Origin of the sequence: Kitasatospora sp. NPDC002965, assembly GCF_040611255.1 — a bacterium.
Classification (GTDB): domain Bacteria; phylum Actinomycetota; class Actinomycetes; order Streptomycetales; family Streptomycetaceae; genus Kitasatospora.
Genome location: NZ_JBEXNT010000097.1, coordinates 1 through 24507 on the forward strand (window position 1 = coordinate 1; position 24507 = coordinate 24507).

Sequence of the window (24507 nt, forward strand, 5' to 3'; positions counted from 1 at the left end):
CGCCGCGTCAGGGCGTCGGCGGGGCCGGGCCCGGAGGGTTGCGGGGCGCTCGGGATCGGCGGCGCGGGCCGTCACGACAGGGGGCCGCCGGTGGGACCGGCCGCCATCCGGCGCATGACCTCGGCCGGGAGTGCGGGCTGGGCGGCGGCCTCGGCCGCGGTGCAGGAGTCCAGCAGCAGCCGGACCAGGACCCGTGCCGGTAGCCCGGGGTGGGCAGCGGCGGCCTGCCGGATGTCCCGATTCGGGTCGTCGAGCAGCCTGACCGCCGAGGCAGCCCCGAGCCGCGGGTCGGTGGCGGCCCGGTACCGCACCTCCGGGGCGGCGTCCCGGCTGAACCGCTCGACCAGCCCGGTTGTCGAGGCCGGGTCCTCCAGCGCGAGCCTCCGCATCCGCGGATTCGGGTCGTCGGCGTGGCGCAGCAGGTCGGTGCGGGGGAAGTTGGGGTGGCCGAGCGGTCGGTCGGGACGGGTGAGGCTGCCGGTCCACCACTGCCACACGCTCATCAGCATGTCGGCCGGCGCGTCGTCGCAGGATTCGGCGAGGAAGAGCCGGACCACGCGGTCCTCGTCCCGGGCGAGGCGATCGACCACGTCGGACGGAAGGCGGCGGGCCCGGGCGACGCTCCGCCGGATCTGCGGGTGGCCGGAGGCGGCCAGCCGGCGCATGGCGTCGGGATCCTCGTGCAGTGCCACGACCCAGTCGAGTGCCGACGAACGGGCCGATGGGTCGAACGCGACCACGACGGCGGCGCGTTGTTCCTCGGTGAGGTCGTGGCGCAGGGCCACCCGGTGGCGTACGGCCTCGTCGGGGTCTCGGCCGAGCAGGTCGACCAGGTCAGGGTCCAGTCGAGGGTTGTCGGCGAGGGCGCGGCGCTGGTTCGCGGCGCCGTGGCGGGCCAAGTGCCCGGCGAGGTCGCGGTCCAGTCGGCAGGTCTGCAGTGCGTCGGTGTCCAGGCCGTCCTCGGCGTCGAACACGGCGCGGGTGAGGGGGTGGTCGATGTGGTGCCGGTGCCGCGCGTGGGTGCGGACCCTGCCGTCGGGGTCGGTGAGCAGCACCTCGCGGGCCGGGCCGTCCAGGTGCGGCCAGGCCCGGCGGCAGGCGGCGGCCCGGACCGTCGGGTCGGGGTCGGCCGCTAGGTCGGCGAGCAGGTCGGCGGGAAGCCCGGGCAGCCGGGCGGCCTCGGCGCGGACTCGGGCCTGGGGGTCGGACGCGAGCTGTCGGCAGGTGTCCGGGGGGAGTTCCCTGCCGTAATCCGCCGCCAGCATGGTGACGACCCAACGGGTCCGGGTGGATCCCGCGTCCCGGAGCACCTGGGCCCAGTGTTCGGGGCCCAGGCCGGGTTGGTGTTCGAGGGTGGAGATGCGGATGGCTCGGTCGGGGTGGCCGAGTGCCTTCGCCAGGGCCTTCGCGGGCATCCGGCGGTAGAGGATCCAACTGGTGCGATCCACCAGGTCCTCGTACAGGTCCTCGGGCAGGGCGGGGTTGCGGCCGAGGCCGTCGGTCCACGCCCGGCCCAGCGCCTCGGACGGTCCGGGGCCGTCGACCAGGGACGTCCAGGCGGCGGCGCGCTCCTCGGCCGTCTCGGTGACCTCCCGCGCGGCGGAGGTCTCCTGACGCTCACGGACCCGCTCCACGGCGACCAGCCGGGCGATCGCGTCCTCGGAGGTCACACCGAGCAGGGTCCCGCCGTCCGGCGAGGCCGTCAGGAAGGCGGGCCGCCCGCGGGGAGCGCCCAGGACGCCGGCGAGGTCCCAGTCCTCGGTGAGGCGCACCCTGGTCCAGTGGCGGCAGCAGCAACTGCCGGACGAGCCGGGGAGGTCGATCAGGAACTCGCCGTCCGCGCCGAGGATTCCGTGCTCGATGGCGAACCGGTGCCACCGCGCGTTCAGTGCGACGACGGCGTCGGGACGGTCGAGCCGCACGGTCGTGGCGGGTTCGACCTCGCCGGACAGCACGGGACGCCAGGCGGCCGACGGTGTCAGGGCCTCCGGGGCCGACCGGTCACCGACGGTCTCCAAACCGGCCCGCTTGAGAAGGTCGGGGAGGTCGGGCAGGTCCGGCAGCTCGGCGTTCGCACTCGTCATGGCGGCCATCCTCGCCGATCGACGGCCGGGACCGGTCGACGGGCCACCGGGAAGGTGCGGCCGGGCGGTGCCGTCCCGGCGCCGTCTCAGCTGCCGGAGGCCGTCACGGACCGGGCGAGTTCCAGCATGGCTTCGTTGTCCGCCTTCACCGCCGTCAGCTCCGGCAGGCGCCGCCGGATCAGCTCGTTCTCGTACGCGGTCTCGACGGTGAACCACGTCCCCACCACGTTGGTCCGGGCCTTGCACTCGACGTCGGCGGTGGCCGTGGCGATCTCCTCCGCGGTCGCCCTGGCGGTGGCCGCCCACCGCGGGTCCTTCAGGGCGTCCCCGGGCGTGGCGTAGGAGTGGCCGCGGTCGGCCATGCAGCGTGACCAGTCCTGGAAGGCGGCCTTGACCCGGGGGTCCTTCATCGAGCGCTCGAAGCCCTCGTAGTTGATCCCCACCGCGACGTCGGCGTCCCGGCCGGTCCCGCCGCGCGAGGTCAGTTCCTTCTGCGCGGCCCCGATGCATCCGCCGGGCGGGAGCGGCTTCCCGCGGAGCGTGGAGGCGGACCCCGGGGCGGGTTTGCCGTCCGGCCCGAGGCCGGAGCCGAGCACCGTGGTGAGGTCGGCACTCAGGGAGGGCGCCCCGGCAGGCTTCTTCCCGCGGTCGGGGTCGGGCGAGTGGTAGCCGTTCACCGTGACGTCGGCGATCTCGATCGGGTCGTACCGGTGGGTGGTCTGGGTCTCGGTGGACGCCCCGGCTCCGTCCGGGCGGGTGTAGTCGAGACCGAACCCCCGCACGCACCGGGCGACCAGCACGGTCTGTGCCGCGTCGTACTGCCGGAACTGCTCCCCGCTCAGCAGGTAGGCCTCGATGGGCAGCGTCCGGTCGTCCACCCGGCTCAGCAGGGGGACGTCCCCGATCGCCGGCGGCTCCATCGGGGCGAGGGAGGAGGTGGGCGCGGCCTCGGTGGCGGCGGGGCGGGAGGCGCAGCCGGCGAGGAGGAACAGGGGGACCAGCAGCAGGGCGGGCAGCGAACGGCGGAGGGACGTCATGGCGGGCTCCTCGGGAACCGGCCCGCTGGGTGGTGCGGGCGTTTCGGGGGTGGGGCCGGTCCGGGTGCCGGGCCCCCGCGGAGGGGGCCCGGCACCCGGTCAGGGCGGGGTCAGCGCTCCCAGCTCTGCGAGTGGTTGTTGTTGCGCATGTTGACCGAGCCGCCGTTCCACGGCACCGCGCCCAGGTTCACCCACTGGTCGTGGGGCACGTACTGGTTCGGGCCGGTGTTGCGGATGCTGTACTCGCGGTAGTGGACGCGCAGGTTCCACGAGTGGTCGAGGTTCTGCACGGAGGCGGCGTTGTTCACGACGGCCTGGCCGTTGCCGGCCCCGCCGCCACCGAAGTAGCCGTCGTAGTTGCCGCCCTCGCCCTTGCCGAACTTGGCGCCCTGCAGGTTGGGGCTGTAGTAGACGCACGCGTCGCCGGTGACGCAGCCGCCGCTGCTCGCGAGAGCCGGTCCGGCGGTGCCCAGGAGCACCGTGCCGAGGGTGACCGCGGCCAGCGCGGCGGCCGCCATCTTCTTTGTCATGTCACTGCCTTTCAGTGGGTGGACAAGGAATTACCCGCGCTCCCGCTATCGGGAGCGAGGTCATTGCCTGGTCATGTCCGGGCCGATTTCCGCCCGGCGATTGACGACTCTGCCTCAGGGGTGGGGTCGATCCAAGGGAAACCGGCCTCCTTGAGACGTCTCAACCGTCGCCGACCCGCTGACGTGGGGTTTGAGAATATTTCACGTCCTACTGTGAGACGCCCGGGATTCGGTCGCCAGGGGATTCGGCCCGTTGTTCCCCTGTTTCTTGTTGGACCACACCTGATCCGCTTCGGGGGATATGCCCGCACTGATTAGCCCGCAGTGCGGAAGAATCACGCGGTCCGGGCGGCAGTGGCGGTCCCGGCGCGGGCGCCGGAAATTCCACGGCATATCCGGAGGCTCCACGGAGCGGCTTCCGGAGCGCCTCGGACGGGAGTCCCGTCGCGGCCGTGCCCCGGCGGCCGGCCGGCCCCGGGGTCGTCGCGGCGTCCGCAGGCCCTGCCGTAACGGCTGCGCCGTCCCCGCTGCGCCGGCCCCGCCGCTGCGCCGTTGCGCGGGCTTCGGTGGAAGGGGTGCGGGAAGCCGGTCGGCCGGGCGTGGGGGAGGTCGTCGTGCCGTGACGGCCCTGGAGGGGGGACCCTGCGGCGTGCGCCTCTTGCCGGCCGCGGTTCCGCCGACTTCACGCGGCTTCGTCCCGGTTCGACCTCCATGGCCTCCAGGAAAAGGTTATGGGGCGAAAAGGTCGGCCATGGACATGGCGGCCGGCTCGAATAGATCCGGGTCGGATTCGATCCGTTCTGTCGGACGCCGCCGCGGAAGTGCGCGGGTGCGGGAATCCCGGTGAATCCGGAATAGTGGATTCCGATATCCGGGGATGGCTGCGGGGCGAAGGATCGAAACTCGACCGCGGGCCGGCCGAACGGCCGCGAAAAACCGGAACGAGGTGCTCCGAATTACGGCCGCCCGGTATTCGCCGAGGAATCCCGCGAGCCGCCCGCCCGTGGCAGGCCGCGCGGTCGCCAGAGGGGCGGGGTGCTGAATCGGCCGGGGGGCGAACCGGGCGTCGCATGCGGCGCGCTCGACCGCCGCCGCCCGCGGCGGACAGCGGGCACCGCGGGTCACGCCACCCGTGTCACCGGTCGCCCCGGTCCGACACCGCCTCGGGGTGTCCCCGGGCTGCCCGGGCCCCGCCGTCCACCCCTGTCGGTGTGCCGGGAGAGGATGCCGGGGCCGATGTCGCCGCAGGGAGGAGAGCTGTCGTGGAAGAGACCGAGTCCGTCGACCTGATCCGCCTGGCCGACCGCCCCGGGCTCGGTGGCCAGAGCGTCGGCGTGCGGGTGACGGGCCGGAGTGCTCCGGGCGCTCTCCTGGGTCACGACTGGCTCGACTGGCTCGACTGCGAGATCGTGATCACCACCGAGGTCGTCCACGGCTGCCTCCCGGTGGTGCTGACCCCGGACGACGTCGAGGACTGGGAGAGGAAGCTCGGCGAGCTCGCCGGCGGGCGGAGCGCCTCCTGGCCGGACTCGGGACGCGGTCCGGAGCTGACCGTCCAACCGACACGGAACGGCGGAATGTGGGTGTCGGTCGCCGATCCCGAGTCCTCGGGAGTGGTGGTCAAGCTCCCGCTGGCCCCGGCGGCCGGGTGGGTCGAGGAGCAGCGGGCCCTCCTCGCGCGCGTGTCCGGGGTGTTCCCGCGAGAGACCGTGGAGACGTCGCCCGGAGTGTTCGTGTGGCGCCGGTAGCACCTGGCCCGACCTGGGCGCGGCAGGCGGCCCGGCCCCTGGGCCGTCTGCCGGGCGCCCCGAGACGGCGTCGCCGTCCAGGACGGCCGGCCGCCCAACTGCCACGTGCGGACTTCTGCGCCGGCGCGCTGCTCCGCCAGGCTCGAAGGTGGCACGTGCCGGTCGTCACTCCGGGTCGAGGAACTGCTTCAGGGTGCGCCGCTTGGGCGGCTGGTGGTCGATCACCTCGACCAGCTCGGCCACACCGATCCGGACGTGCAGCGTGCCGGAGTGCGACTCCAGCGCGACCAGCCAGGCGCCCCCGCCGAGCCGGTACACCAGCCTGCGGTGCGGCTTGCGCTCCGACAGCAGGCTCGGCACGTACGACCGCGCCAGGCTTTCCGCCAGTTCGTGAGCGTTCGCCGCGTCGCGGGCCGGGTGCCGGGCGGCCAGGCCCCACCGGTGGTCGTCCTCCCCCCAGGCGTTCTTGGACTCCTCCTCCACGAGCACCTGCCACACGCCGTCGGACACCATGTCCACCACCCCCGGCTCCACTCCTACCCGGCGGCGTACGGGCCACTCCGCCCGCTCGGGAACCGGCGGACGGCGTCGGCGTGGACGGCGCCGGCCGGGAGCGCCTACGCGCGGGGCGGACGGGTGGCGGTGTCGAGGTAGAAGGCGTCGATGGTCTGGACGGCCCGCTCGAACTCCTCCAGGTTGACGGGCTTGGTCACGTAGGCGTTGGCGTGGCTGCTGTACGCGCCGGTGACGTCGTCCGGGGCCGAGGAGGTGGTGAGGACGACGACGGGGATGGTCCGCAGGTCCTCGTCGGCCTTCAGGACCTTCAGCAGGTCCCGGCCGTTCATCCGGGGCATGTTGAGGTCGAGGACGATGAGGTCGGGGCGTACACTGTCGGGCGCGCGCAGGTGCTCCAGTGCGGCGAGCCCGTCGGTGACCTGGATCAGGTTGCGGGTACCCCGCTCGGTGAGGGCCTCCTCGATGAGCATGGCGTCGGCCACGTCGTCCTCGACGAGCAGGACGTCGAAGGGACGGGCGGGAGAGGTCATCATCGGTTGCTCCGCAGGGTTGTCGTTCGAGTGGGGGAAGAGCCCCGGCCACCGGCGGCGGGCGCCTTGGCGGGTCATGCCGCAGGCGGCACCGAGCTGGGGATAGCCGGCGCCCGCGCCGGCGGCGGCGGCGGCCGCCTCTTGCTGGAGCCGTACTGTGGCCTGCTGGAGGTGGTCCAGCAGGTGCAGCAGGCTCAGCGACCGTGCCGGGCCGTCCGTCGCAGGCGGCGAGGGGTCTTCCAGCAGCTGAAGAGCAAGACGCCGCGCAAGGTGGGCGACCGCGGCGTCCGCGACCGCTGCCGTCTCCTGCGGAGAGGTCCGCAGGACGAAGTTCTTGCCAGACATATCCGCACTCTAGGCCCCTGATTGACCCCGCGACAACAAGCGTTGTCGGATGCCCTCTACAGTGAGCGCTGCGCCGCTGGACGCGGCCGCCACACTGGAGGAGCTCAGAGGATGACCGGCTACGACAGGCCGCCGCGGACGCGGAGGTTTTCCACGTGGACGACCAGGCGATGGCTGCGGGTGGGTGCGGCCGTCTCCCTGGTGGTGTTGGGCCTTCTCGGTGTGACCGGAGCGTGGGTGCTGGAGCGGACGGCGTCGATCAGCGAGGACCTCGTGGACGTCAGGTCGCCCGCGGTGACCACGGCGTTCCGGCTGGAGTCGGCCCTGCTCAACCAGGAGACCGGCATCCGGGGGTACGGGCTCACCGGCAACCCCGAGTTCCTCGAACCCTACCGGCAGGGGATCACCGAGCAGGAGACCCACGTCGCACGACTCGCGGACCTGCTCCGGGACGACGACGACGCCCTCGTCGACCTGGCCGAGGTCGAGGGGCTGATCTCGACGTGGCAGGAGAGGATCGCCCGGCCGACCGCGGCCTCGCCCTCCGGGGCGCCGTCACCGCTGGTCGTCGAACGGGCGGCGGAGGGCAAGAGCACGTTCGACGCGGCGAGGTCGGCGCTCCTCAGGCAGCAGGAGCGGCTGCGCGCGGACCGGGTCGAGGCGCGGGACGACCTCACGCGCATCATGGAGCTCAGGAACTGGATCTTCACCGCGATCGCCCTGGTGATCGTGGTCCTCACGGTGCTGATCTTCGAAGGGCTGCGCCGCGGCATCACCACTCCGCTGGAACGGCTCGGCGCCGACGCCCGTGCCGTCGCCGGCGGCGACTTCGACCACCCCATCGCGTCCGTCGGCCCCGCCGACCTGCGCCGGCTGAGCAGTGAGATCGACTCCATGCGCCGGCGCCTGGTCCAGGAGCTCGCGTTCACCGAGGAGGCCCGCCTGCGCCTGGACGCGCAGGCGGCCGAGCTCCAGCGCTCCAACACCGAGCTGGAGCAGTTCGCCTACGTGGCCTCCCACGACCTGCAGGAGCCGCTGCGCAAGGTCTCCAGCTTCACCCAGCTCCTCCAGCGACGGTACGGCGGGCAACTCGACGCGAAGGCGGACCAGTACATCGGGTTCGCGGTCGACGGCGCCAACCGCATGCAGACCCTCATCAACGACCTCCTCGACTTCTCCCGCGTGGGGCGGCTCCACCACGCCCACAAGGAGGTCGACCTGACCGCGACGCTGGAGCAGACCCTGGCCACGCTCAGCGTCGGTATCGAGGAGGCCGGCGCGCTCGTCACCCACGACCCGCTGCCGGCGCTGGTCGCCGACCCCACCCAGATGGGGATGCTCTGGCAGAACCTGATCGGCAACGCCGTCAAGTTCCGCCGACCCGGTCGGGAGCCGAAGATCCACGTCTCGGCCGAGCGGGAGGGGGAGCTGTGGCGGTTCGCGGTGACCGACAACGGCATCGGCATCGCGCCGGAGTTCGCGGAGAAGGTCTTCGTGATCTTCCAGCGGCTGCACACCAAGGACGCCTACAACGGGAGCGGCATCGGCCTGGCGTTGTGCAAGAAGATCGTCGACTTCCACGGCGGCACCATCGCCGTCGACCCCGAGTACCGGGACGGGACCCGGATCACCTTCACCCTCGCCTCCGAGGCCCCCGAGATCGCGGACGGCCCCGAGCTGCTGGAAGCCACCCGCGTCGGCGCGGAGCCGGCACGATGACCGCGGCCGTGGCAGCCGCCCCCGGGGCGGCCTCCGACGAACCGGTCTACCGCATCCTCCTCATCGAGGACGACGAGGGCGACGCCCTGCTCGTGGAGGAACTCCTCCACGACACGGAACTGCGCTTCGAGCTGACCGTCAGCGCCACGCTGGCCGCGGCCCGCACGGTGCTGGCCACCAGCCCCGTCGACTGCATCCTCCTCGACCTGCACCTGCCCGACGCGTCCGGCACCGCCGCGCTCACCGCCGTCCGCGCGCTGGCCCCGCACACGGCCGTGGTCGTCCTGACCGGACTGTCCGAAGCCCGGGCGGGCACCGAGGCGATGGCCGCCGGCGCCCAGGACTACCTCGTCAAGGGCATGGTCGTGGCCGACGTGCTGCGCCGGACGGTGCGCTACGCCGTCTACCGCAGCCAGACCGAACGCGCCAACATCGAGGCCCAGGCCGTCCGCCTGCGGGCGGAGGAGAACGCCCGCCTGGAGCGCGGCCTGCTGCCCCCGCCGATCCTCGACACCTCCCGGGTGACGGTGACCACCCGCTACCTCCCCGGCGTCACGACGGCCCTGCTCGGCGGGGACTTCCTCGACGTCGTGGAGGGCGACGACGGACTGCTGCACGCCGTCGTCGGGGACGTCAGCGGGCACGGGCCCGACGCCGCCGCACTCGGCGTCCTCCTGCGCATCGCCTGGCGCTCCCTCGTCCTCGGCGGACACCGGGGCGGCGACCTGCTCCACCTGATGGAACGCATCCTCGTCGCCGAGCGCGGCGGCCCGTCCATGTTCGCCACCTGCACCCTCCTCACCCTCGACCAGAACGCGGCGACCGCCACCCTCCATCTCGCCGGCCACCACGAACCCCTCCTCACCACGGCGGAGGGCACCCGGGAGCTGACCGCCACCCACGGCATCGCCCTGGGCCTCCTGCCGGGGCTGCGCGACTGGCCCTCCACGGTCGTCCCGCTCCCGGCCAACGCGGCCCTGACCCTCTACACCGACGGCCTGACCGAGGGCCACAACGGCACGATGGGCGAGCGCCTCGGCGTCGAGGGGCTGCTCACCCTGATCGGAAAGCTGCCGCCGACCGATCCGGCCGCCCACGTGGACCTCGTCATCCAGGAGACCCACGCCCTGAACGCCGGCCGTCACACCGACGACCTCGCCGTTCTGCGCCTCGACTGGGACAACCGGTAGCCGACGGTCCGGCGGGCAGCCCCCGCCGGACCTCCGGCAGAGCGTTCACCGTCAGGTGATTGCAACGAACGCGCAGGGGACGTTGCATTCGATCCAGAGTCCATTGCAATGAAAATATTGCTATGAGCTGTATAGATGGCACTTCTGCGCAACTATCATGTTGCTTGAATACTGAAGGCAACGTAGCGTTTCCTTCATCGGAAACCGCGCGGGCGGTTCGTGGGGTGGCCATCGACGGGGGCGGATCATGGAGACAGCGCAGAGCCGGAAGCAGACCGAGCCCGGAGCCTTCACCGCCTTCGCCCGCTTCGTGCTCTGCGGCGGCGGGGTGGGGCTCGCCTCCAGCTTCGCCGTGACGGCCCTTGCCTCCTGGACGCCCTGGATCCTGGCCAACGCCCTGATCACCGTGGTCTCCACGCTCCTCGCCACCGAACTGCACGCCCGCTTCACCTTCGGCGCGGGCGGGCGCGCGACCCGGCGCCAGCACGCGCAGTCGGCCGGGTCTGCGGCGGCCGCGTACGCGGTGACCTGCGCCGCGATGCTCGCCCTGCAGCAACTGGCGGCCGAGCCCGGAGCGATGCTCGAACAGGCCGTCTACCTGTCGGCCTCCGCACTCGCCGGTGTCGCGCGGTTCGCGGTGCTGCGCCTGGTGGTCTTCGCGCGGAACCGCTCGCAGGCGGCCCCCGCCCCCATCGCCCGTCCGGTGTACGCGACCGTGGCCCGCTCCTCGGCCCCGGCCGGCCCCGCAGGACTCTGCCGCGCCGCCTGAACGTCCGGGCCGGGCCGCCTCCTGGCCCTGCTCCTCGGCCCGGCCCCGGGGCCGCGCTACGTACCGCTACTGCAGACGATGTCCCGCGCGGGAAGGGCGCCGTCCAGCAGGTAGGCGTCGACCGTCCGCCTGACGCAGTCGTCCGGGTGGCTGAGGTAGACCGTGTGGGCCCGGACGGGCACCGTCACGAGCCTCGACCCGCGCATCGCCCGGTGCATCCGCAGCCCCGACCCGTACGTCGTCCGGGTGTCCCCGGTCGCCTGCACCTGAAGTGCGGGCACCGGGTTGTCGATGACGGTCAGCCGCTCGTGCGGTTCCTCCTCCCAGAACGCGCAGGGGAGCGGTGCGTGGGTGAGCGGCCCGAAGACCGGTTGGGAGGCCCGGCTCCGTTCCACCTCCCGCCAGTAGTACTCGGGGTCGTGGGGCATGGCGGCGTCGGCGCAGTACACCCCCAGCTGGGCCGCGTAGTCGGCGGCCCGTGGCATCCCCGCGGAATCGAAGATCACGGCCAGGGAACCCTGCAGCACGGGCGGCACGGTGACGGGCTTCCCGTCGGCCGCGTCCAGCAGGACCCGCAGCATGCCGGCGAACTCCGGGTTGAGGTTGTCGTCCCCGACGGAGATGAGGAGGAGCAGCGGGAGCTCGTGATCGGTGATCCGGTAGCCGCCGACCCGGACCGGTTGCTCCGCGGCCCGCCGGATCAGTTCCTCGACGCCCGCCCGCACCGCCGCGGGCGTGGTGCCGAGCCCGTACTCGCAGTCCCGGGGCGCGGCCCAGGCCGCGAAGTCGTCGAGCGCCTCCTCGTTGGCGAGGCCGCCGCGCTGCACCGTCCGCAGCGGGTACTCGGCGGGGTCGGGCGCACTGTCCAGGACCAGCCGGTCCACCCGGTGGGGGAACATCTGCGCGTAGGTGGATCCCAGGACCGTCCCGTACGACTGCCCGAACCACGACGTCCGCGCCTCGCCGAGGACACTGCGGACGATGTCCACGTCCCGGGCGACATTGCGGGTCGAGAGGTGCGGCAGCACCTCGGGGTGCTCGTCCCAGCACCTGCGGGCGTCCTCCTTGGAGAGTCGCACGCTCTCGTCGAACCCCGCCCGGTCCGCACCGGGGGCGTGGAGCCAGGTGCCCCGGCGCAGCCCGCAGTCCAGGGGGGTGCTCTCGCCGAGCCCCCGGGTGTCCATGCCGATGACGTCGTACGCCGCCGCCAGGCCCGGGCCCATCACCTTCAGCAGGTCGCCGGGCATGCCCAGTCCGCGGACCCCGGGGCCGCCCGGGTTGGTCTGGAGGATGCCACGCCGTCTCGAAGGGTCGGTCGACGCGATGCGCGAGACGGCGATCTCGATGGTGCGCCCGTCCGGCTCGCCGTAGTCGAGGGGGACGGTGAGGCGCGCGCACCGCGTACCGCTCGCGGTGAGCGCGGCGTCCCGGCAGGCCGTCCAGTCGACCGGTTGGTGGCGGTACCGGTCCAGACCGTGTCCTTTGGCCGCCGGGCCCCCCGACGCGGTCGAGGTGGCCGGCACCGCCGGGGCCGGGGCCGCCGGCGCCGCAGGCGGGGAGGTCGTGGCGACGGCGGCGACCGACAGGACGAACGTGCCGAGTGCAGTGGCTTTGCTCACGGCTCGCCAACGTACGGGCCCGACACCGGGCCGGGCGCGTACGTCGTGGCGTGTCGCCGGGCCGGGCCGCCGAGCACTCCGAACAGCGCAGCCACGTGACCGCGGATCAGGCGCCGGCCCGCCCCGGAAGGTGGGTCCGACGGACCGTCGACCCTCGCGAAACCCCAGGTCGGAGGGGACTGTCAGTGCCCCGTCCTAGGGTGGGAACAACGTTGGAGGGGGCGCCGGAAAGGCGTCGAAGAAGCGTGGGAAGAGGGGCAGTACCTTGTCTGCGAACCGGATCAAGCACAAGGTCAACCACGTCTCGCTGGTGGTCGACAACTCCGGCTCGATGCGCCAGCACGAGGCACAGCTCGTGCGCGTGGTGGACGAGTTCGTGAAGGGCCTTCAGGAGGAGTCCGACCGGCTCGGTCACAAGACCCGCATCAGCCTCTACGCCTTCGATCACGAGGTGCAGAACCTGGTCTGGGACATGGACGTCAAGCACCTGCCGTCCCTGCGGGGCCTCTACGAGGTCAACAACGGTGCGACGGCGCTGATCGAGGCGGCCGTGAAGTCCGTCGACGACCTGAAGAACATCTGGGAGGGGTACGGGGAGCACTCCTTCCTCCAGGTGGTCGTCACCGACGGCGAGGAGAACGCCTCGGGCTTCTCGGAGTCCGGCCGGATGCACACCCGCCTGGGCGGCAGCCGGGGCAAGGCCGTCCTGAGCACGTGGATGGACCGCATCCGAAGTGCCATGGACGACCTTCCCGACCACTGGACCTCGGCGATCCTCGTCCCGAACTCCCTGGCCAAGCGCACCGCCCAGGAGTACGGCTTCCCGGCGGGCAACATCGCGATCTGGGACGCCGACTCCAGCAAGGGCGTCGAGGAGGCCATCGGCACCGTCAAGAAGGCTGCCACGGACTTCCTGCGGGGCCGCGAGCAGGGGGTGCGCGGCACCAGGAACCTGTTCTCCATGGGCCAGGACCTGAGCACGGCCGAGGTGAAGGCCAGCCTCGACGCCCTGGACACCGGCAAGTACGTCCTGATCCCGGTCGACGAGCAGTCGCCGATCCGCGACTTCGTCACCGGCTCCGGACACCCGTACACCACCGGGTGCGCCTTCTACGAGCTGTCCAAGCGCGAGAAGATCCAGGGCACCAAGCAGCTCGCCGTGGCGGAGAAGGACCCGGCCACCGGCCAGATGACGGGCAGGGTGTTCTCGGGCCCGGCGGCCCGCCGGCTCCTCGGCCTGCCGAAGTCGGAGGCGACGGTGAAGCCGGGCGACAACCCCGAGTACACCGTGTTCGTCCAATCGACTTCCGTCAACAGGAAGTTGGTGTCGGGCACCAACGTGCTCGTCATCCTCTAACCGGGGACGGCGTCCGGGCGCGGGCCCGGCAGACAGCGTCCCCGAGTCCGTCGGCCGGGGTGGCGGCGGAGGCGGTTGGGCAGTCCCACGTGCCGCCGGTCGGGCCCGCTGACGGGTGGCGACGCGGCTCCTGTCGGCCGACGGCCGCCGCCGTGGCCGGGCTGCGCACCTATATCGGTTCGGTCCGGGTCCGTGGCATGTCACACTGGCGATCATGAACACCCCCGACCGGCTCCCGCTGTGGCAGCCCTTCTCCGAGCCCGCCACCACCGCCCCCGTCCCGGCCCCGGCCGGGGCCCGGCCGTTCGCCGTCGAGCTGGCGCCGTTCCTGGAGCCCTACCTCGACGACTTCGAGCCCGCGGCGGGCCCCGCGGCCGGCTGACCGGGCGTTCGGCCGCCCGGGCCGCCGTGCCCGGACGGCCGAAGGGCCCCGATCGCTACGTCACCAGCGGGCCGCCTTGGCGTGGAAGGTCAGCCCCGGCCAGGCCTCGACGGGCTCGGCCGAGTACACGATCTGGCCCGCACACAGGCGCCGCTCGGCGAGACCCTGGACGATCTTCGGGATCGCCGCGAGCGTCGTCGGCAGGCCGTCGTGGAGCAGGACGATGCCGCCCGGCTTCACGGTGAGGGCGTTCGCCACGACGGTCTCGGTGGGGATGCCGCTCCAGTCGACGGTGTCGGTCGTCCAGATCACCTCCGTCATCCCGAGCCTGGACGCGTCCTGCCTGGTCCGCGCGTCGGTGCTGCCGAACGGCGGCCGGAAGAGCGTCGGTGCCCGGCCCGTCTGCGACCGGATCACGCGGCTGGTGTCCTGCAGCTCGGCGAACGCGGTGGGCGCGTCGAGCTCGACCAGGTTGGCGTGGGTGTACGAGTGGTTGCCGATCCGGTGGCCCGCCGCGGCGATCCGCGGGGTCCCGTCCGGGCGCGTCTGGGCCAGGCCGCCGGTCACGAAGAACGTGGTCCTGGTGTTCCCGGCGTCGCGCAGCGCCTTCAGGTACGCGGGTGTACTCGCCGTCGGACCGTCGTCGAACGTGAGTGCCACGTAGCCCCCGGAGCAGCGCCTCCCCGCGTCGTCGTGCCCTGTCCGCGCGGTCTGTGCGGCCTGCGCGGTCGCCGGTGCCGTGGCGAACGCCATCAGTGCGGCCAGGGTGACGCCGAGCCGGATCCGGGACCTCCCGCGTGTCGTCCTGCTGTCCTTCGTCCGGGCCTTTGCCGCTCCTGCTGCTCTCGCCGCTCTCGCTGTGAGCTTCACTTCGGGTGTCCTCTCGATCGCCGGGTCGCCGAATCGCCACGGCCGGTCGGGGAGGTCCGTGCGAGGCCGAAAGCTCCGCGCACGGTCGTGCGGGCTTCGGTCGGACACCATTGAACGCGAGCGGAGCGGCTCCGCGATACGGCAAACACGGATTCCGTTCCCGGACCGGACCCCTTGGTGACATATCGTCAAATCACGGTCACGAAAACGTCGGTGGGGGATCGTCGGGTCGTTCCGGGTCTGCCCCTCGACCCGGTCCGGCGGTCCGCAGGCGTCCGTGGGCCCGCCTCAGGGGGAGCCCGTCAGGTAGCCGCGGAGCTGTTCGACCCGCAGGGTGTCGTAGCCGAAGGCGATGCGGTGGCGGGCGCCGGTGAGCAGGGCCGAGCCGGACGTGAGGGTGGCCGAGGTGGTGGGTTCGTGGGTCCAGCCGTCGAGTGCGAGGTCTCTGACACCCGTGAGGACGAGGAAGAACTCGACGGCGGTGTGCCCTCGTTCCCGCCAGGTGTCGGCGGCGCCGGCCGGCAGGCCGGGGGCGGTGAAGCCGAGGGTGACGGAGTTCTCCCGCTCGTCGAGGTGGACGGCGAAGAGGTCGTAGTCGGTCAGCGGCGGGGCCGGGACACCCAGGACGTCACGGACGGGTGCGGGGTCGGCCAGCAGGGCGGTCCAGTCGGCGGTCCGATCGGCGGTCCGGTCAGCGGTCCGATCGGCGGCTCGGTCAGGGGTGGTCATAGAAGGGCTTCCGGGTGGTGGGGGGCAGGGCGGAGTGCAACATCCGGTCGACGGGGCTCGCGAACCACCGCCGGGCCGTGTACGGGTCGCCGTCGGCGGAGCGGTAGGCGCTCACATGGCTGACCTGGAGGGAGTCGTGCGCGCTGAAGGCGACGTCGACGTCCGGTCCGCGGGCCGAGACGGACAGGCGCCCGTCGGGCAGCAGTACGTGCTCGACGTCGACCGGGCCGCCGCCCGGCAGGCCCCGCAGGCGCAGGTCCTCCTCCCGCAGGAGGTAGTGGATCTGGCACTCGACGCGGTCGCAGCCGGCCTCGGCCCACTCGGGGTCCGGACGGTCCGCGAACCGGGGCAGGTCGAGCCGGAGCTTGAGGACGGGGCCGAACCGGCTGAGGTGGACCGAGCGCAGGGCCGCCTCCCGGAGCGGGGGGACGGCCGTGTAGTACCGCGTCAGCAGCTCCGGGTTGACCAGCAGTCCGTCCCAGCGCGGGGTGGTCACGGCGGTGCTCCTCTGTCGCGGGGCGGCGGGCCTGCGGGTCGGCCCGGCTCAGGATCGTAGTGGGAACGCGGCCCGCGTCCGGGCGCGCTCGTGCGGGCGGACGCGGACGGATTCGGCGGGCCTCGCCGCACGGGGCAGATCGCCGGCGTGCGCAGGGGAAGTCGGTTCGTGGCGTGACAGTCCACGGGTACCGGGTGCGGGGGTGCCGTTCCCGGCGGTTACGATTTGCACCTGCCGTACGTGCGTTCACCTGCACCGTTTCCGCGGTGGCTCCCCGAAGAGGACACCCCGCGCGCGGCGTCGCCGTCCCTCGTCGGGGCCGGCCGCGGCGGTTCGAGCGCCCGGCGCCCGCCCCCTCCGATTCACAAGGTTCACCATGCCGACCCAAGCCATCGTCGCTCTCGTCTTCTCCGCCGTCGTGGTCTGCGCGCTCAAGATCGCCACCTGGATCGTCAAGCGCCGGTCCGCCCGCGACGACGTCGAGATCGACGCCTGGCGCGAGAGGGTGGTCGCCGAGTACGGCATGCTGCCCGAGGAGCGCCAGAACACCGAGCGGGCCTGCGCCGCCCCCGAACTCGATGCCGTCCGGGAGCTCGCCGCCGCCGGGGACTGGCACGCCTGCGCCGGACACCTGGCCGCCGCCGGCCGGGACTGGGAGCTGCGGGACCGGCTCGTCGAGGAGCTGGCGGACGCCGCGGCCGAGGACGACGGCTGGCTGAAGGCCTGGCGTGCCGAGCGGCCCGGGGACCCGGACGCCGCTACCGTGCACGCCGCCGGGCTGGTGAAGCTCGCGTGGAATCTGCGTGGCGCGGCCTTCGCCGAGCACACCAGCGAGGAACAGGCCGAGGGCTTCCACCGGGTGCTCGACGAGGCCCGCGAGGCCTGCGCGCGGGCGCAGCGACTCGCCCCCGAGGACCCGACGCCGTGGGTCACCGAGCTGTGGATCGCGCTCGGCCTCGACTACCCGCAGGAGGAGTTCGACCGGGTCTGGAGCGGTCTGACCGCGCGCGACCCCTTCAACTACCCGGGCCACTACGCGGCGGTCCAGTACCAGTGCGCCAAGTGGCACGGCTCCGCGAAGCAGGCCGACGCGTTCGCCGACCGCGCGGCCACGGCCGCCCCGGAGAGCAGCCTGCTGGCCGGGATGCGGCTGATCGCGCTGCACGAGCACGAGCCGGACGGCGCGGAGGAGACCTACTGGTCCACCCCGTACGCGCAGGCTGCCGTCGATGCCGCCCGCCGGGCCGTGGACGCGGCACCCGCCGGTCACCCCCGCGCCGCCGAGATCCGGCACCTGCTCGCCTGGTGCTACGTCATGACGGAGCGGCCGGTCGAGGCGATGGCGCAGTTCCAGCTGGTCGACGGCTACGTGAACGCCCTGCCCTGGCGCTACGCGGAGGACTCTGCGGGGTACTTCTGCTACACCCGGGCCGCCACCGCCTTCGCCGCCGAGAGGCAGCTCGCCGCCTGACCCCGGCCGCCCCGGGCCGCCCCACCGGCCAGGCCAGGCCAGGCCAGGCCAGGCGAGGCCAGGCCCGGCCCGCGGCCCGGCCCGTGACGGCCGCTGCGGGCGGCGACTCCGACGGTATACGTCTGTTGACGTATCTTCCGCCGGGATCACCTGTGGCTGTTGACCGGCGCCCCTCCCGGCGATTGGCTCGCCTGGAGCCCGCCGCCGGGAGGGAGCCCGGCCGGGTGATCCCAGGGGAAGGACAGATCTCATGGCCCATCGCATCCGTACCGTCCGCAACCGGTGGCTGGCCGGTGGCGGCAGCGTCCTCGTCGCCGCCGCCGTCCTCGCCGCGACCGCGGCCCCCGCCCAGGCCCGCCCGGCACTGCGCGGCACCGTCCAGATCAGTGTCGGGGTGAACGGCACGGTGCCGGACAGCCAGTCATGGAGCCAGGCGATCAGCGCCGACGGCCGGTACGCCCTGTTCACCTCGTGGGCCACGAACCTGGTGTCCCAGCCGGCGAAGAGCGGACGCGACGCCTACGTCCGCGACCTGAGGACGGGCCGCACCGAGCGCGTCAACCTGTCCGACGACGACAACGCGCTGGACGGCTTCACCGACTACGTCGCGATCAACGCCGACGGCCGTTACGTCGCCTTCGACAGCGAGGCCGAGAACGTGGTGCCCGGCGTCCAGGTCCAGGGGCGCACCGAGGTGTACGTCCGCGACCGGAGGACCGGGCGCACCGAGCTGGTCAGCGGTGGGCTCACCAGCACCGACACCGACCGGTTCCACGCCTCGTACGCGCCCTCGCTCAGCGCGAACGGCCGGTACGTGGCCTTCGTCTCCAGTCGGACCGACCTCGTCCCTGACCTGCAAGGTGGTGACCCGTCACTGGCCAGGCCCTACACCTGGGACTACAACATCTACGTCACCGACCGCTGGACGGGGAAGACCCGTCTGGTGACCCGCGGGGTGGACGGCAAGCCGGGCGACGGCATGTCGCTCAACCCGACGATCAGCGCGGACGGCCGCACCATCGGCTTCACCTCCCTCGCGGGCAACCTGGTGCCTGCCGAGGAGACCCCTGCCGTCGCCGCCGCGGCTGTCGGGGGCCGCGCTCCCGCCGACGTGGAGCTGGCCCCGGGCCTCGCCGCAGCCACGCCCCGCAGCGCGGGAACGAGCCTCGCCCGGCCGACGACCGGCGTCTACTACACGTACGACGTGAAGTCCGGCCGCATCTCCGCCGCGAGCCTCGACCTCGACGGCAACCTCGGCTACGCGAGCTTCGGTGCGACGATCAGCCCCGACGGGCGGCGTGCGATCTACGCGCTGCCCGAGCCGGGCGGGTCGACCAACGGCCACCGGTTCCACACCGTGCTGTACGTCCGGGACCTCAGGAAGGGCACCGTGACGAAGGTCAGCGGGGGGCTGCCCGGCACCGCGTCGGTCGGCTCGTCCGACCACGGCCGGATCACCGCCGACAACCGCTGGCTCTACTTCACCTCCGCCGCCGACAACCTGGTGGCAGGGCCGCAGCACGCGGGCTGGGACGTCTACCGCCACGACCTGCGCACCGGCCGTACCGAGCGGATCGCCACCGCGCCGGACGGCTCGCTCGGCAACGGTTCCTCGATCGACCCGGTCGTGGACGCCGACGGTGACACGGTGGTGTTCGGCTCGACCAGCGGCAACCTGGTCGCCGGCACCGGCGGCCCGGCGGGCACCGACAACCAGGTCTTCGCCCGCTCCGCCGGGCACCACCGCGACGGCGACGACCGGGGCCAGGACGGCGACGACTGACCGCGTTCCGCTGTCCGCACCGCCGACCGATCGACCGCGCGGGCGGGAGTGCCGGGTGGAAGGACCGTGCGGTGGGGGCGAGCCGATTCACCCCCGCCGCAGGACAGCTGTGGGCTCGTGAGCCCGTGAGCGCGGTCCGCGGGGCGTGGGGCGTGGACCCCGCACGTCCACGGGGGGCCCGCGCCGCCGCACCGCCGTGCCGCGTGCCTTCAGAGGTAGGCGGGGCGGCGGGGCGGAAGACTGCCAGGCCGTGGGTCCCGCCCGGCTCCGCCGCCGCCGACCGTGACTGTCGGCGGTGACGGTGCGGCACCCTGGTGAAGCCGGGGGCGCGAATGTAGTGTCCACGTCATGACGACCGCCCGGCGCCGTGCCGCCCTCGCCGCGACCCTCATCGGCGCACTCGCCGCCACGATCATTCCCGCCGCCACCGCCACCGCCGGTACCGCGCAGCAGGCCCGCCCCCACTGCCGGACCGTCGACTCCGCGCAGCCGGACCGGGAACAGGCACGTACGGCGGACCCGCGGACCGCTGCCCTGACCGAACGCGGGGGCTTCGGCGACTTCGTCCGCCGGTTCCCCGCAGCGCTCTGCACCGCGCGCACCGCCGAGCAGGCCGGCCGGCTGGTCGACGCCTGGGGCGAGGCGCTGTGGCGGGCCGGCGTCGACCGTGCCCAGGGGCGTCGTCCCGGCGGCGACCTGCCGACCGTCGACGACCGGCCGCTGTACTGGACCAGGGTCGCCATGACCCTGCAACTCGGCCGCTGGAAACCGGACTTCGCCGTCGACGCCGCCGTCCTGCGGCAGCGCTTCGAGGACGCTTCGCGCGGACTCGCCGACAGCGGGTTCGGCGGCCGTCCGGGCGTGCGCCGGATCTTCGTCAGCGGGTTCGACCCGTTCGGTCTGGACGCCGAGCTGCGCCGCGCCAATCCGTCGGGCTCGGCGGCCCTGCAACTGGACGGACGGCGGATCGTCCTGGCCGACGGCACCCCCGCGGAGATCCAGACGGTGCTGTTCCCTGTCCGCTACGGCGACTTCGACCGCGGCATCGTCGAGCGCGCCTTCGCCCCGCGGCTCGCCCCCGGCCACCGGTCCGCGGACCTCATCACCACCGTCAGCCAGGGCTACCCCGGACTGTTCACCCTGGAGGCCTGGGCCGGCCGGTCCCGCTCCGCGGACCCGTACCCCGACAATGCGGGCGCGCTGTCCGGTGGCACCCGAGAGCACCCCGTCACCGCCCCCGGCCTCGGTCCCGGCGCGGAGTTCATCGCCACCAGCCTGCCCACCGGGCCGATGACCGCCGTCCAGCAGCCGTACCCGCTCAAGGTGAACACCACCGTCACCGAGATCCCCGCCGGGGCGAGCGGCCCGGTCGACCGGACGGACGGCCCGACCCCCGGTTCGCGCGCGGTCGCCGGTGGTGGCGGGGGCTACCTCTCCAACGAGGTGGCCTACCGCACCAACCGGCTACGGCTGGAGCTCGCCCCGCAGCTGCCCGGCGGCCACCTGCACACCCCCGTGCTCACCGGTCTCCCGGAGCAGACGGAGCAGCTCACCGGGCCGGTGTTCGAGCAGAACGAGGCCGCGATCACCGCCGAGATCCTCGACATCCTGCGGCACACCGTCGGCTGACGGCCCGGGTCTTCCCGGTCGCCCCGTCGGCCGCCCTGTCAGCTGCGCCCGGCAGCCGACAGGGCGTGTCGGCGCGGCCCTCGCCCGAGTACGGCTCTGGCCGTCCGCCGTCCGCCGTCCGCCGTCCGCCGCCCTGGCCGACGTCGCCGCCGGCCTCGGCCCCGCCCGGGGCGCCCGCGCCTACGTGTCTGCCACGTCGGAGTGGGCAGCCTGTACGGCTTGCTCGGGGTCGCTCACCCGGTGAGGGGCACGCACTCGGCAAGCAGGGCGACCACGTCGCGCCAGGCCCGCTGCGCGTGCTGCGGGTGGTGGCCGACGCCGGGGACCACGTCCTGGTCGACCGGCGGGTGGTGGAAGGCGTGCAGTGCCCCGCCGTAGACGACGAGGCGCCAGTCGACGCCGGCGGCCTGCATCTCGGCGGTGAAGGCGTCCCGTTGTGCGGGCGGCATGATCGGGTCCTCCGACCCGACCCCGACCCACACGGGGCAGCGGATGCGCGAGGCTTCGCCCGGTCGGCCCGTGGTGAGCGCGTTGACGGTCCCGATGGCGCGCAGGTCGACGCCGTCGCGCCCGAGTTCGAGCACGATCGCGCCTCCGGTGCCGTAGCCGATGGCGGCGATCCGGTCGGGGTCGGTCCGCGGCTCGGCGCGCAGTACGTCGAGCGCCGCGTGGCCGATGTCCCGCATCCGGTCAGGGTCCGCGAGCAGGGGGGTCGTGTGGGCCAGCATCTCCTGGGGGTCGGTGAACCAGCGCCCGCCGTTGATGTCGAAGGCCAGCGCCACGTAGCCCAGTTCGGCGAGGGCGTCGGCCCGGCGGCGCTGGAAGTCGTTCAGACCCGGCCCCTCGGGCCCTATCAGGACCGCAGGTCTGCGGTCGACACCGGCAGGGAGCGCGAGGTGCCCGATCATCGTCAGGCCGTCGGCCGGATACTCGACCGTGCGTGTCGTCACCGTCGTCATGCGACCGGACTGTAGTCGCGGTCGCGCCCGGTCGGGCCGGACTTCGCCGTCGGCGGAACGTACGGCTGCGGACCGCCGATCCCCGACCGGACACCGCCGCTTGCCGCCCGCCGCCCGTCACTCGGCGGCCTGACCGGGGGACAGGGGGGACGCTGACACCGATCTCCCGGTCGGGCCTTCCGACGCGGGAAACTCGTGGGTTTGCCCGGCGGGATCGGGGTGAGAAGAGCCCCGGGTGAGCGGAACGTGGTCCGGTCGGTGAGTCTCCCCCCACTCACCGCCCGGACCGCGCCCGGCCCGTACGTGGGCCGGGCGCGGCCCACATCGCCGGGTGGCCGTGGCGCAGCCGGTCCCGGCGATGTACACCGGTCGTCGAGTTCGAGCCCGGCGGCCCGATGCGCTTTGCCGGTTCCCAAGCGCCCCAGGATCACTGGCGCAAGCTCACGCGCACGCGCCAGAAGTGCTCCCGCCCGCCTCGTCCAGGCCCGCATGCTGCGCGGCCCCGAGCAACTGGCTGTACGCCCGCGAAGCCGGTCCGTCGCCGCCGCGAGGACGCCGGCCCTCACAGCGGGGTGAGGATGTCCTGGTGCGCCCCGTCGAGGACGAGGCCGTTGTCCCACCGGACCCGGACCGTCGCCCGCGCCCCCGGCTCCTGGTGGGCGGCCCAGGTCGGCTCCAGCGCGGCGATCTCGGCCTCCAGCCGCGTTCGGCTCGCCGCCGGCATGGTGTGCCCGTAGTCCTCCAGGAGCGCCTTGAGCCGCTCGTACTCGCGGGCGTCCTCGCTCTGCGGGAGTTCCCCGTCCACCCCCTCGACCGTGCCCTCGATCCCGGCTCCCAGGGACAGGAACCCGACGACGGTCCCGGGCTCCCCGGCGGTTGCCTCGCCGATCCCGAGATCCTCCGTCAGCCGGACACGCCGGCCTTCCTCCAGGGTCATGCGTCCTCCGCCTCTCAGCCGATCGGTGCCGTCTGCCACTGTCCGCCGGGCGCGCAGGGGAGCCGGCTTCACGGGCCGCAGCCCTGCTCGGGCAGGCCCGCACAGCGAGCATAGGCGCCGCCGGGCCAGACGCCCGCCCGGCCTGATCGAGAACCGGAGGCGGTTTGTCCCAGCCGGATCCGACCGCCGGCTCGGAAGGCGTCGGCCTCGAAGGGCGGTGCGCTCTCGCAGAAGGCGAGTGCTGTCGGACAATCCTTGTCGCCCCTATCGCTGCGAACTTCTACAAGGTGGCGTAGGTCTGGTACTTGCGTTGCAGTGATGAGGCTGCGGCGCCGGCCACGTCGGCCCGGGGGCCCGCCGCGCATTCCTGGAGAAAGTCACCGACCCGAGGGCCCGTCCAGCCCGCTGCGGCGGCAGCGGCCCAGAACCGGAGGCCGTCGTACGGGTCCATTGGGCCGAGGAAGTCGAGGACGTAGTCGATCGTGGCGGCGTCCGGGGAGAGCCGCTGCATGGCGACGGCGCGCAGAGCCCCGTCGGCGAGCAGCGGGGTGCCGCTGTCGAGACACCACCGCAGGGAGTCGGAGGTGTCTTCGGAACTGCTGAGCCGGACGATGGCGTCGCCGAGCGCGACGTACACCGCGGTGGCCTTGAAAGGGCGCTGCGCGAGTTCCCGGAGCAGGCCGAGGGCGGGTCGGTGACCGCACATCCCGAGAGCCATGACGATCTGGTACTGGGTCTCCCATGTGCGGACGTCGCGGACCTCCCGCTGTAGGGCCTCCAACAGCGAGGGACCCGCCGTTGGGTCGGCAAGCCGACGCAGCCGTGTCGCGGCGGAACGCCGTTTGGGGGAGAGCCGGTGGCCGAGCTGCGCCACGGCTTCATCGAGCGTCAGTGCCATTTCGACCCTTTGTCCTGAGTGGTTACGTTCTGGCGACACGATAGGTCTTCGCACTGACACGGTGATTCGTGGCATCGAATCCCGATTGCCTTGACCTGACCGATTCCTCCGGTGCACGGGAGACGTGAACTCCGGGGCTCGCAAGGCGTTGGCCGCCCGCCTCGCGGGCGGTGTCCAGGTGCGGACGTGCGCGGATAGTTGGTACTGGTGCCCGTCCGCATCCCGTATGAGGAGGTCTTACAGATACCTCCACGGGGGTACGGATTCGGGAAACTCCTCTGGGAGACTTCTGAGTTCCCGGAGGAGATTCCCCGGAGTGAATGAAGAGGCGGACCCTTGAAGAAGAAGGTACGTTTAATCGCGCTTCTATTCGCCGTCGTTGCCGGAATGTTCGGCTTCGCTGCGCCGGTGCACGCTACGCCGACCGACCACTACGTGGACCTCGAAGTGGGATCCGCTCCGGGTTACTACGACGGAGTGAGCGGCTGTAACACCTGGGTCACCTACGGAGCCCCTTCGCGCGTGCTCCTGTGCGGAAGTCAGGTCACCACCGTGACATGGGCCGACGGTCGGAAGGAGGTCAGCGGTCTGGGCACCGACCACGCGATCTGGTCCTCGCGGCAGACCACCCCGGGAGGATCATGGGCCCCCTGGGCGAGCCTCGGCGGGGAGAACCTGAAGTACGGGGTGGCCTGGCCCAACCCGTCCACCATCGGTGCCTGGGGCGCTGACAACAGTATCTGGGGTCGCACCTTCGACAACGGCTGGGGTCCCTGGCACATCTGCTGATCCCGGACGGCTGCGCACCGGATCCACGTCCGGGGCGGTTGCGGCACACGAGGCCGGAACCGCCCCGGACAGGTCCGTGAAGTCCGAGGCCGCGGGATTGCCCCGTCACATGATCGGGTG

Annotated in this window: 22 protein-coding genes; 10 read left to right on the forward strand and 12 right to left on the reverse strand. The window is 72.9% G+C overall.

Going from position 1 to position 24507, the window contains the following annotated elements:
• Positions 1-71: 71 nt before the first annotated feature.
• The 3 genes from ABZY91_RS29630 to ABZY91_RS29640 form a co-directional block, all read right to left on the reverse strand.
• Positions 72-2084: a PE-PGRS family protein gene (locus ABZY91_RS29630; protein WP_355405928.1), complete on the reverse strand. Its 2013-nt coding sequence runs from the start codon at positions 2082-2084 to the stop codon at positions 72-74.
• Positions 2085-2170: 86 nt separating this feature from the next.
• The gene (locus ABZY91_RS29635; RefSeq protein ID WP_355405929.1) at positions 2171-3121 is read right to left on the reverse strand and encodes a hypothetical protein; all 951 of its coding nucleotides are present in this window, start codon (positions 3119-3121) and stop codon (positions 2171-2173) included.
• Between the two features lie 110 nt (positions 3122-3231).
• Complete coding sequence (locus ABZY91_RS29640; protein WP_355405930.1) at positions 3232-3651, reverse strand: hypothetical protein; 420 nt, start codon at positions 3649-3651, stop codon at positions 3232-3234.
• Between the two features lie 1262 nt (positions 3652-4913).
• Between ABZY91_RS29640 and ABZY91_RS29645 the strand changes: the two genes are divergently transcribed.
• A complete protein-coding gene (locus tag ABZY91_RS29645) occupies positions 4914-5399 on the forward strand; it encodes a DUF5959 family protein (RefSeq protein WP_355405931.1) in 486 nt (161 codons plus the stop codon).
• Between the two features lie 165 nt (positions 5400-5564).
• Here ABZY91_RS29645 and ABZY91_RS29650 read toward each other — a convergent pair whose 3' ends face one another.
• Both ABZY91_RS29650 and ABZY91_RS29655 read right to left on the reverse strand, forming a co-directional pair.
• Complete coding sequence (locus ABZY91_RS29650) at positions 5565-5921, reverse strand: hypothetical protein (protein WP_355405932.1); 357 nt, start codon at positions 5919-5921, stop codon at positions 5565-5567.
• Positions 5922-6016: 95 nt separating this feature from the next.
• Positions 6017-6790, reverse strand: a complete 774-nt coding sequence (locus ABZY91_RS29655) for a response regulator (RefSeq protein ID WP_355405933.1) — start codon at positions 6788-6790, stop codon at positions 6017-6019.
• A 111-nt stretch (positions 6791-6901) separates the two neighbouring features.
• On the opposite strand from ABZY91_RS29655, the gene ABZY91_RS29660 reads away from it, so the two are divergent.
• The 3 genes from ABZY91_RS29660 (at position 6902) to ABZY91_RS29670 (ending at position 10468) form a co-directional block, all read left to right on the forward strand.
• Positions 6902-8509, forward strand: coding sequence for a CHASE3 domain-containing protein (locus ABZY91_RS29660; RefSeq protein ID WP_355405934.1), 1608 nt, complete (start codon positions 6902-6904; stop codon positions 8507-8509).
• Positions 8506-9699, forward strand: a complete 1194-nt coding sequence (locus ABZY91_RS29665; RefSeq protein ID WP_355405935.1) for a SpoIIE family protein phosphatase — start codon at positions 8506-8508, stop codon at positions 9697-9699. Before ABZY91_RS29660 ends, ABZY91_RS29665 begins: the two co-directional genes overlap by 4 nt.
• Positions 9700-9946: 247 nt before the next feature.
• Positions 9947-10468 (forward strand): hypothetical protein, encoded by a 522-nt coding sequence (locus ABZY91_RS29670; RefSeq protein WP_355405936.1) that lies wholly within the window; start codon positions 9947-9949, stop codon positions 10466-10468.
• A 56-nt stretch (positions 10469-10524) separates the two neighbouring features.
• On the opposite strand, the gene ABZY91_RS29675 is transcribed toward ABZY91_RS29670, so the two are convergent.
• Positions 10525-12087 carry an alpha/beta hydrolase gene (locus tag ABZY91_RS29675; RefSeq protein ID WP_355405937.1) on the reverse strand — a complete coding sequence of 521 codons (1563 nt, stop codon included), beginning with the start codon at positions 12085-12087 and terminating at the stop codon, positions 10525-10527.
• A gap of 265 nt (positions 12088-12352) precedes the next feature.
• On the opposite strand from ABZY91_RS29675, the gene ABZY91_RS29680 reads away from it, so the two are divergent.
• Together ABZY91_RS29680 and ABZY91_RS29685 are read left to right on the forward strand one after the other, a co-directional pair.
• Positions 12353-13444 carry a vWA domain-containing protein gene (locus tag ABZY91_RS29680; RefSeq protein ID WP_355405938.1) on the forward strand — a complete coding sequence of 364 codons (1092 nt, stop codon included), beginning with the start codon at positions 12353-12355 and terminating at the stop codon, positions 13442-13444.
• A 214-nt stretch (positions 13445-13658) separates the two neighbouring features.
• Entirely contained in the window at positions 13659-13826 is a 168-nt protein-coding gene (locus ABZY91_RS29685; RefSeq protein ID WP_329876664.1) for a hypothetical protein, read from the forward strand.
• Between the two features lie 60 nt (positions 13827-13886).
• On the opposite strand, the gene ABZY91_RS29690 is transcribed toward ABZY91_RS29685, so the two are convergent.
• The 3 genes from ABZY91_RS29690 to ABZY91_RS29700 form a co-directional block, all read right to left on the reverse strand.
• The gene (locus ABZY91_RS29690) at positions 13887-14579 is read right to left on the reverse strand and encodes a polysaccharide deacetylase family protein (RefSeq protein ID WP_355405939.1); all 693 of its coding nucleotides are present in this window, start codon (positions 14577-14579) and stop codon (positions 13887-13889) included.
• A 405-nt stretch (positions 14580-14984) separates the two neighbouring features.
• Positions 14985-15425, reverse strand: a complete 441-nt coding sequence (locus ABZY91_RS29695) for a hypothetical protein (protein WP_355405940.1) — start codon at positions 15423-15425, stop codon at positions 14985-14987.
• Positions 15412-15921: an Imm50 family immunity protein gene (locus ABZY91_RS29700; protein ID WP_355405941.1), complete on the reverse strand. Its 510-nt coding sequence runs from the start codon at positions 15919-15921 to the stop codon at positions 15412-15414. The genes ABZY91_RS29695 and ABZY91_RS29700 overlap by 14 nt, the downstream gene beginning before the upstream one ends.
• A 376-nt stretch (positions 15922-16297) precedes the next feature.
• On the opposite strand from ABZY91_RS29700, the gene ABZY91_RS29705 reads away from it, so the two are divergent.
• From ABZY91_RS29705 to ABZY91_RS29715, 3 genes are all read left to right on the forward strand, one after another.
• A complete protein-coding gene (locus tag ABZY91_RS29705; RefSeq protein ID WP_355405942.1) occupies positions 16298-17392 on the forward strand; it encodes a hypothetical protein in 1095 nt (364 codons plus the stop codon).
• A gap of 250 nt (positions 17393-17642) precedes the next feature.
• Positions 17643-19175, forward strand: coding sequence for a hypothetical protein (locus ABZY91_RS29710; protein WP_355405943.1), 1533 nt, complete (start codon positions 17643-17645; stop codon positions 19173-19175).
• Between the two features lie 348 nt (positions 19176-19523).
• Entirely contained in the window at positions 19524-20804 is a 1281-nt protein-coding gene (locus ABZY91_RS29715; protein WP_355405944.1) for a pyroglutamyl peptidase, read from the forward strand.
• Between the two features lie 233 nt (positions 20805-21037).
• On the opposite strand, the gene ABZY91_RS29720 is transcribed toward ABZY91_RS29715, so the two are convergent.
• The 3 genes from ABZY91_RS29720 to ABZY91_RS29730 form a co-directional block, all read right to left on the reverse strand.
• Positions 21038-21763, reverse strand: coding sequence for a dienelactone hydrolase family protein (locus tag ABZY91_RS29720; protein WP_329876650.1), 726 nt, complete (start codon positions 21761-21763; stop codon positions 21038-21040).
• Between the two features lie 562 nt (positions 21764-22325).
• The gene (locus ABZY91_RS29725; RefSeq protein WP_355405945.1) at positions 22326-22700 is read right to left on the reverse strand and encodes a hypothetical protein; all 375 of its coding nucleotides are present in this window, start codon (positions 22698-22700) and stop codon (positions 22326-22328) included.
• 280 nt (positions 22701-22980) lie between these two features.
• Positions 22981-23598: a HEAT repeat domain-containing protein gene (locus ABZY91_RS29730; RefSeq protein ID WP_355405946.1), complete on the reverse strand. Its 618-nt coding sequence runs from the start codon at positions 23596-23598 to the stop codon at positions 22981-22983.
• Positions 23599-24006: 408 nt separating this feature from the next.
• On the opposite strand from ABZY91_RS29730, the gene ABZY91_RS29735 reads away from it, so the two are divergent.
• Complete coding sequence (locus ABZY91_RS29735) at positions 24007-24387, forward strand: hypothetical protein (protein WP_355405947.1); 381 nt, start codon at positions 24007-24009, stop codon at positions 24385-24387.
• Positions 24388-24507: the final 120 nt, after the last annotated feature.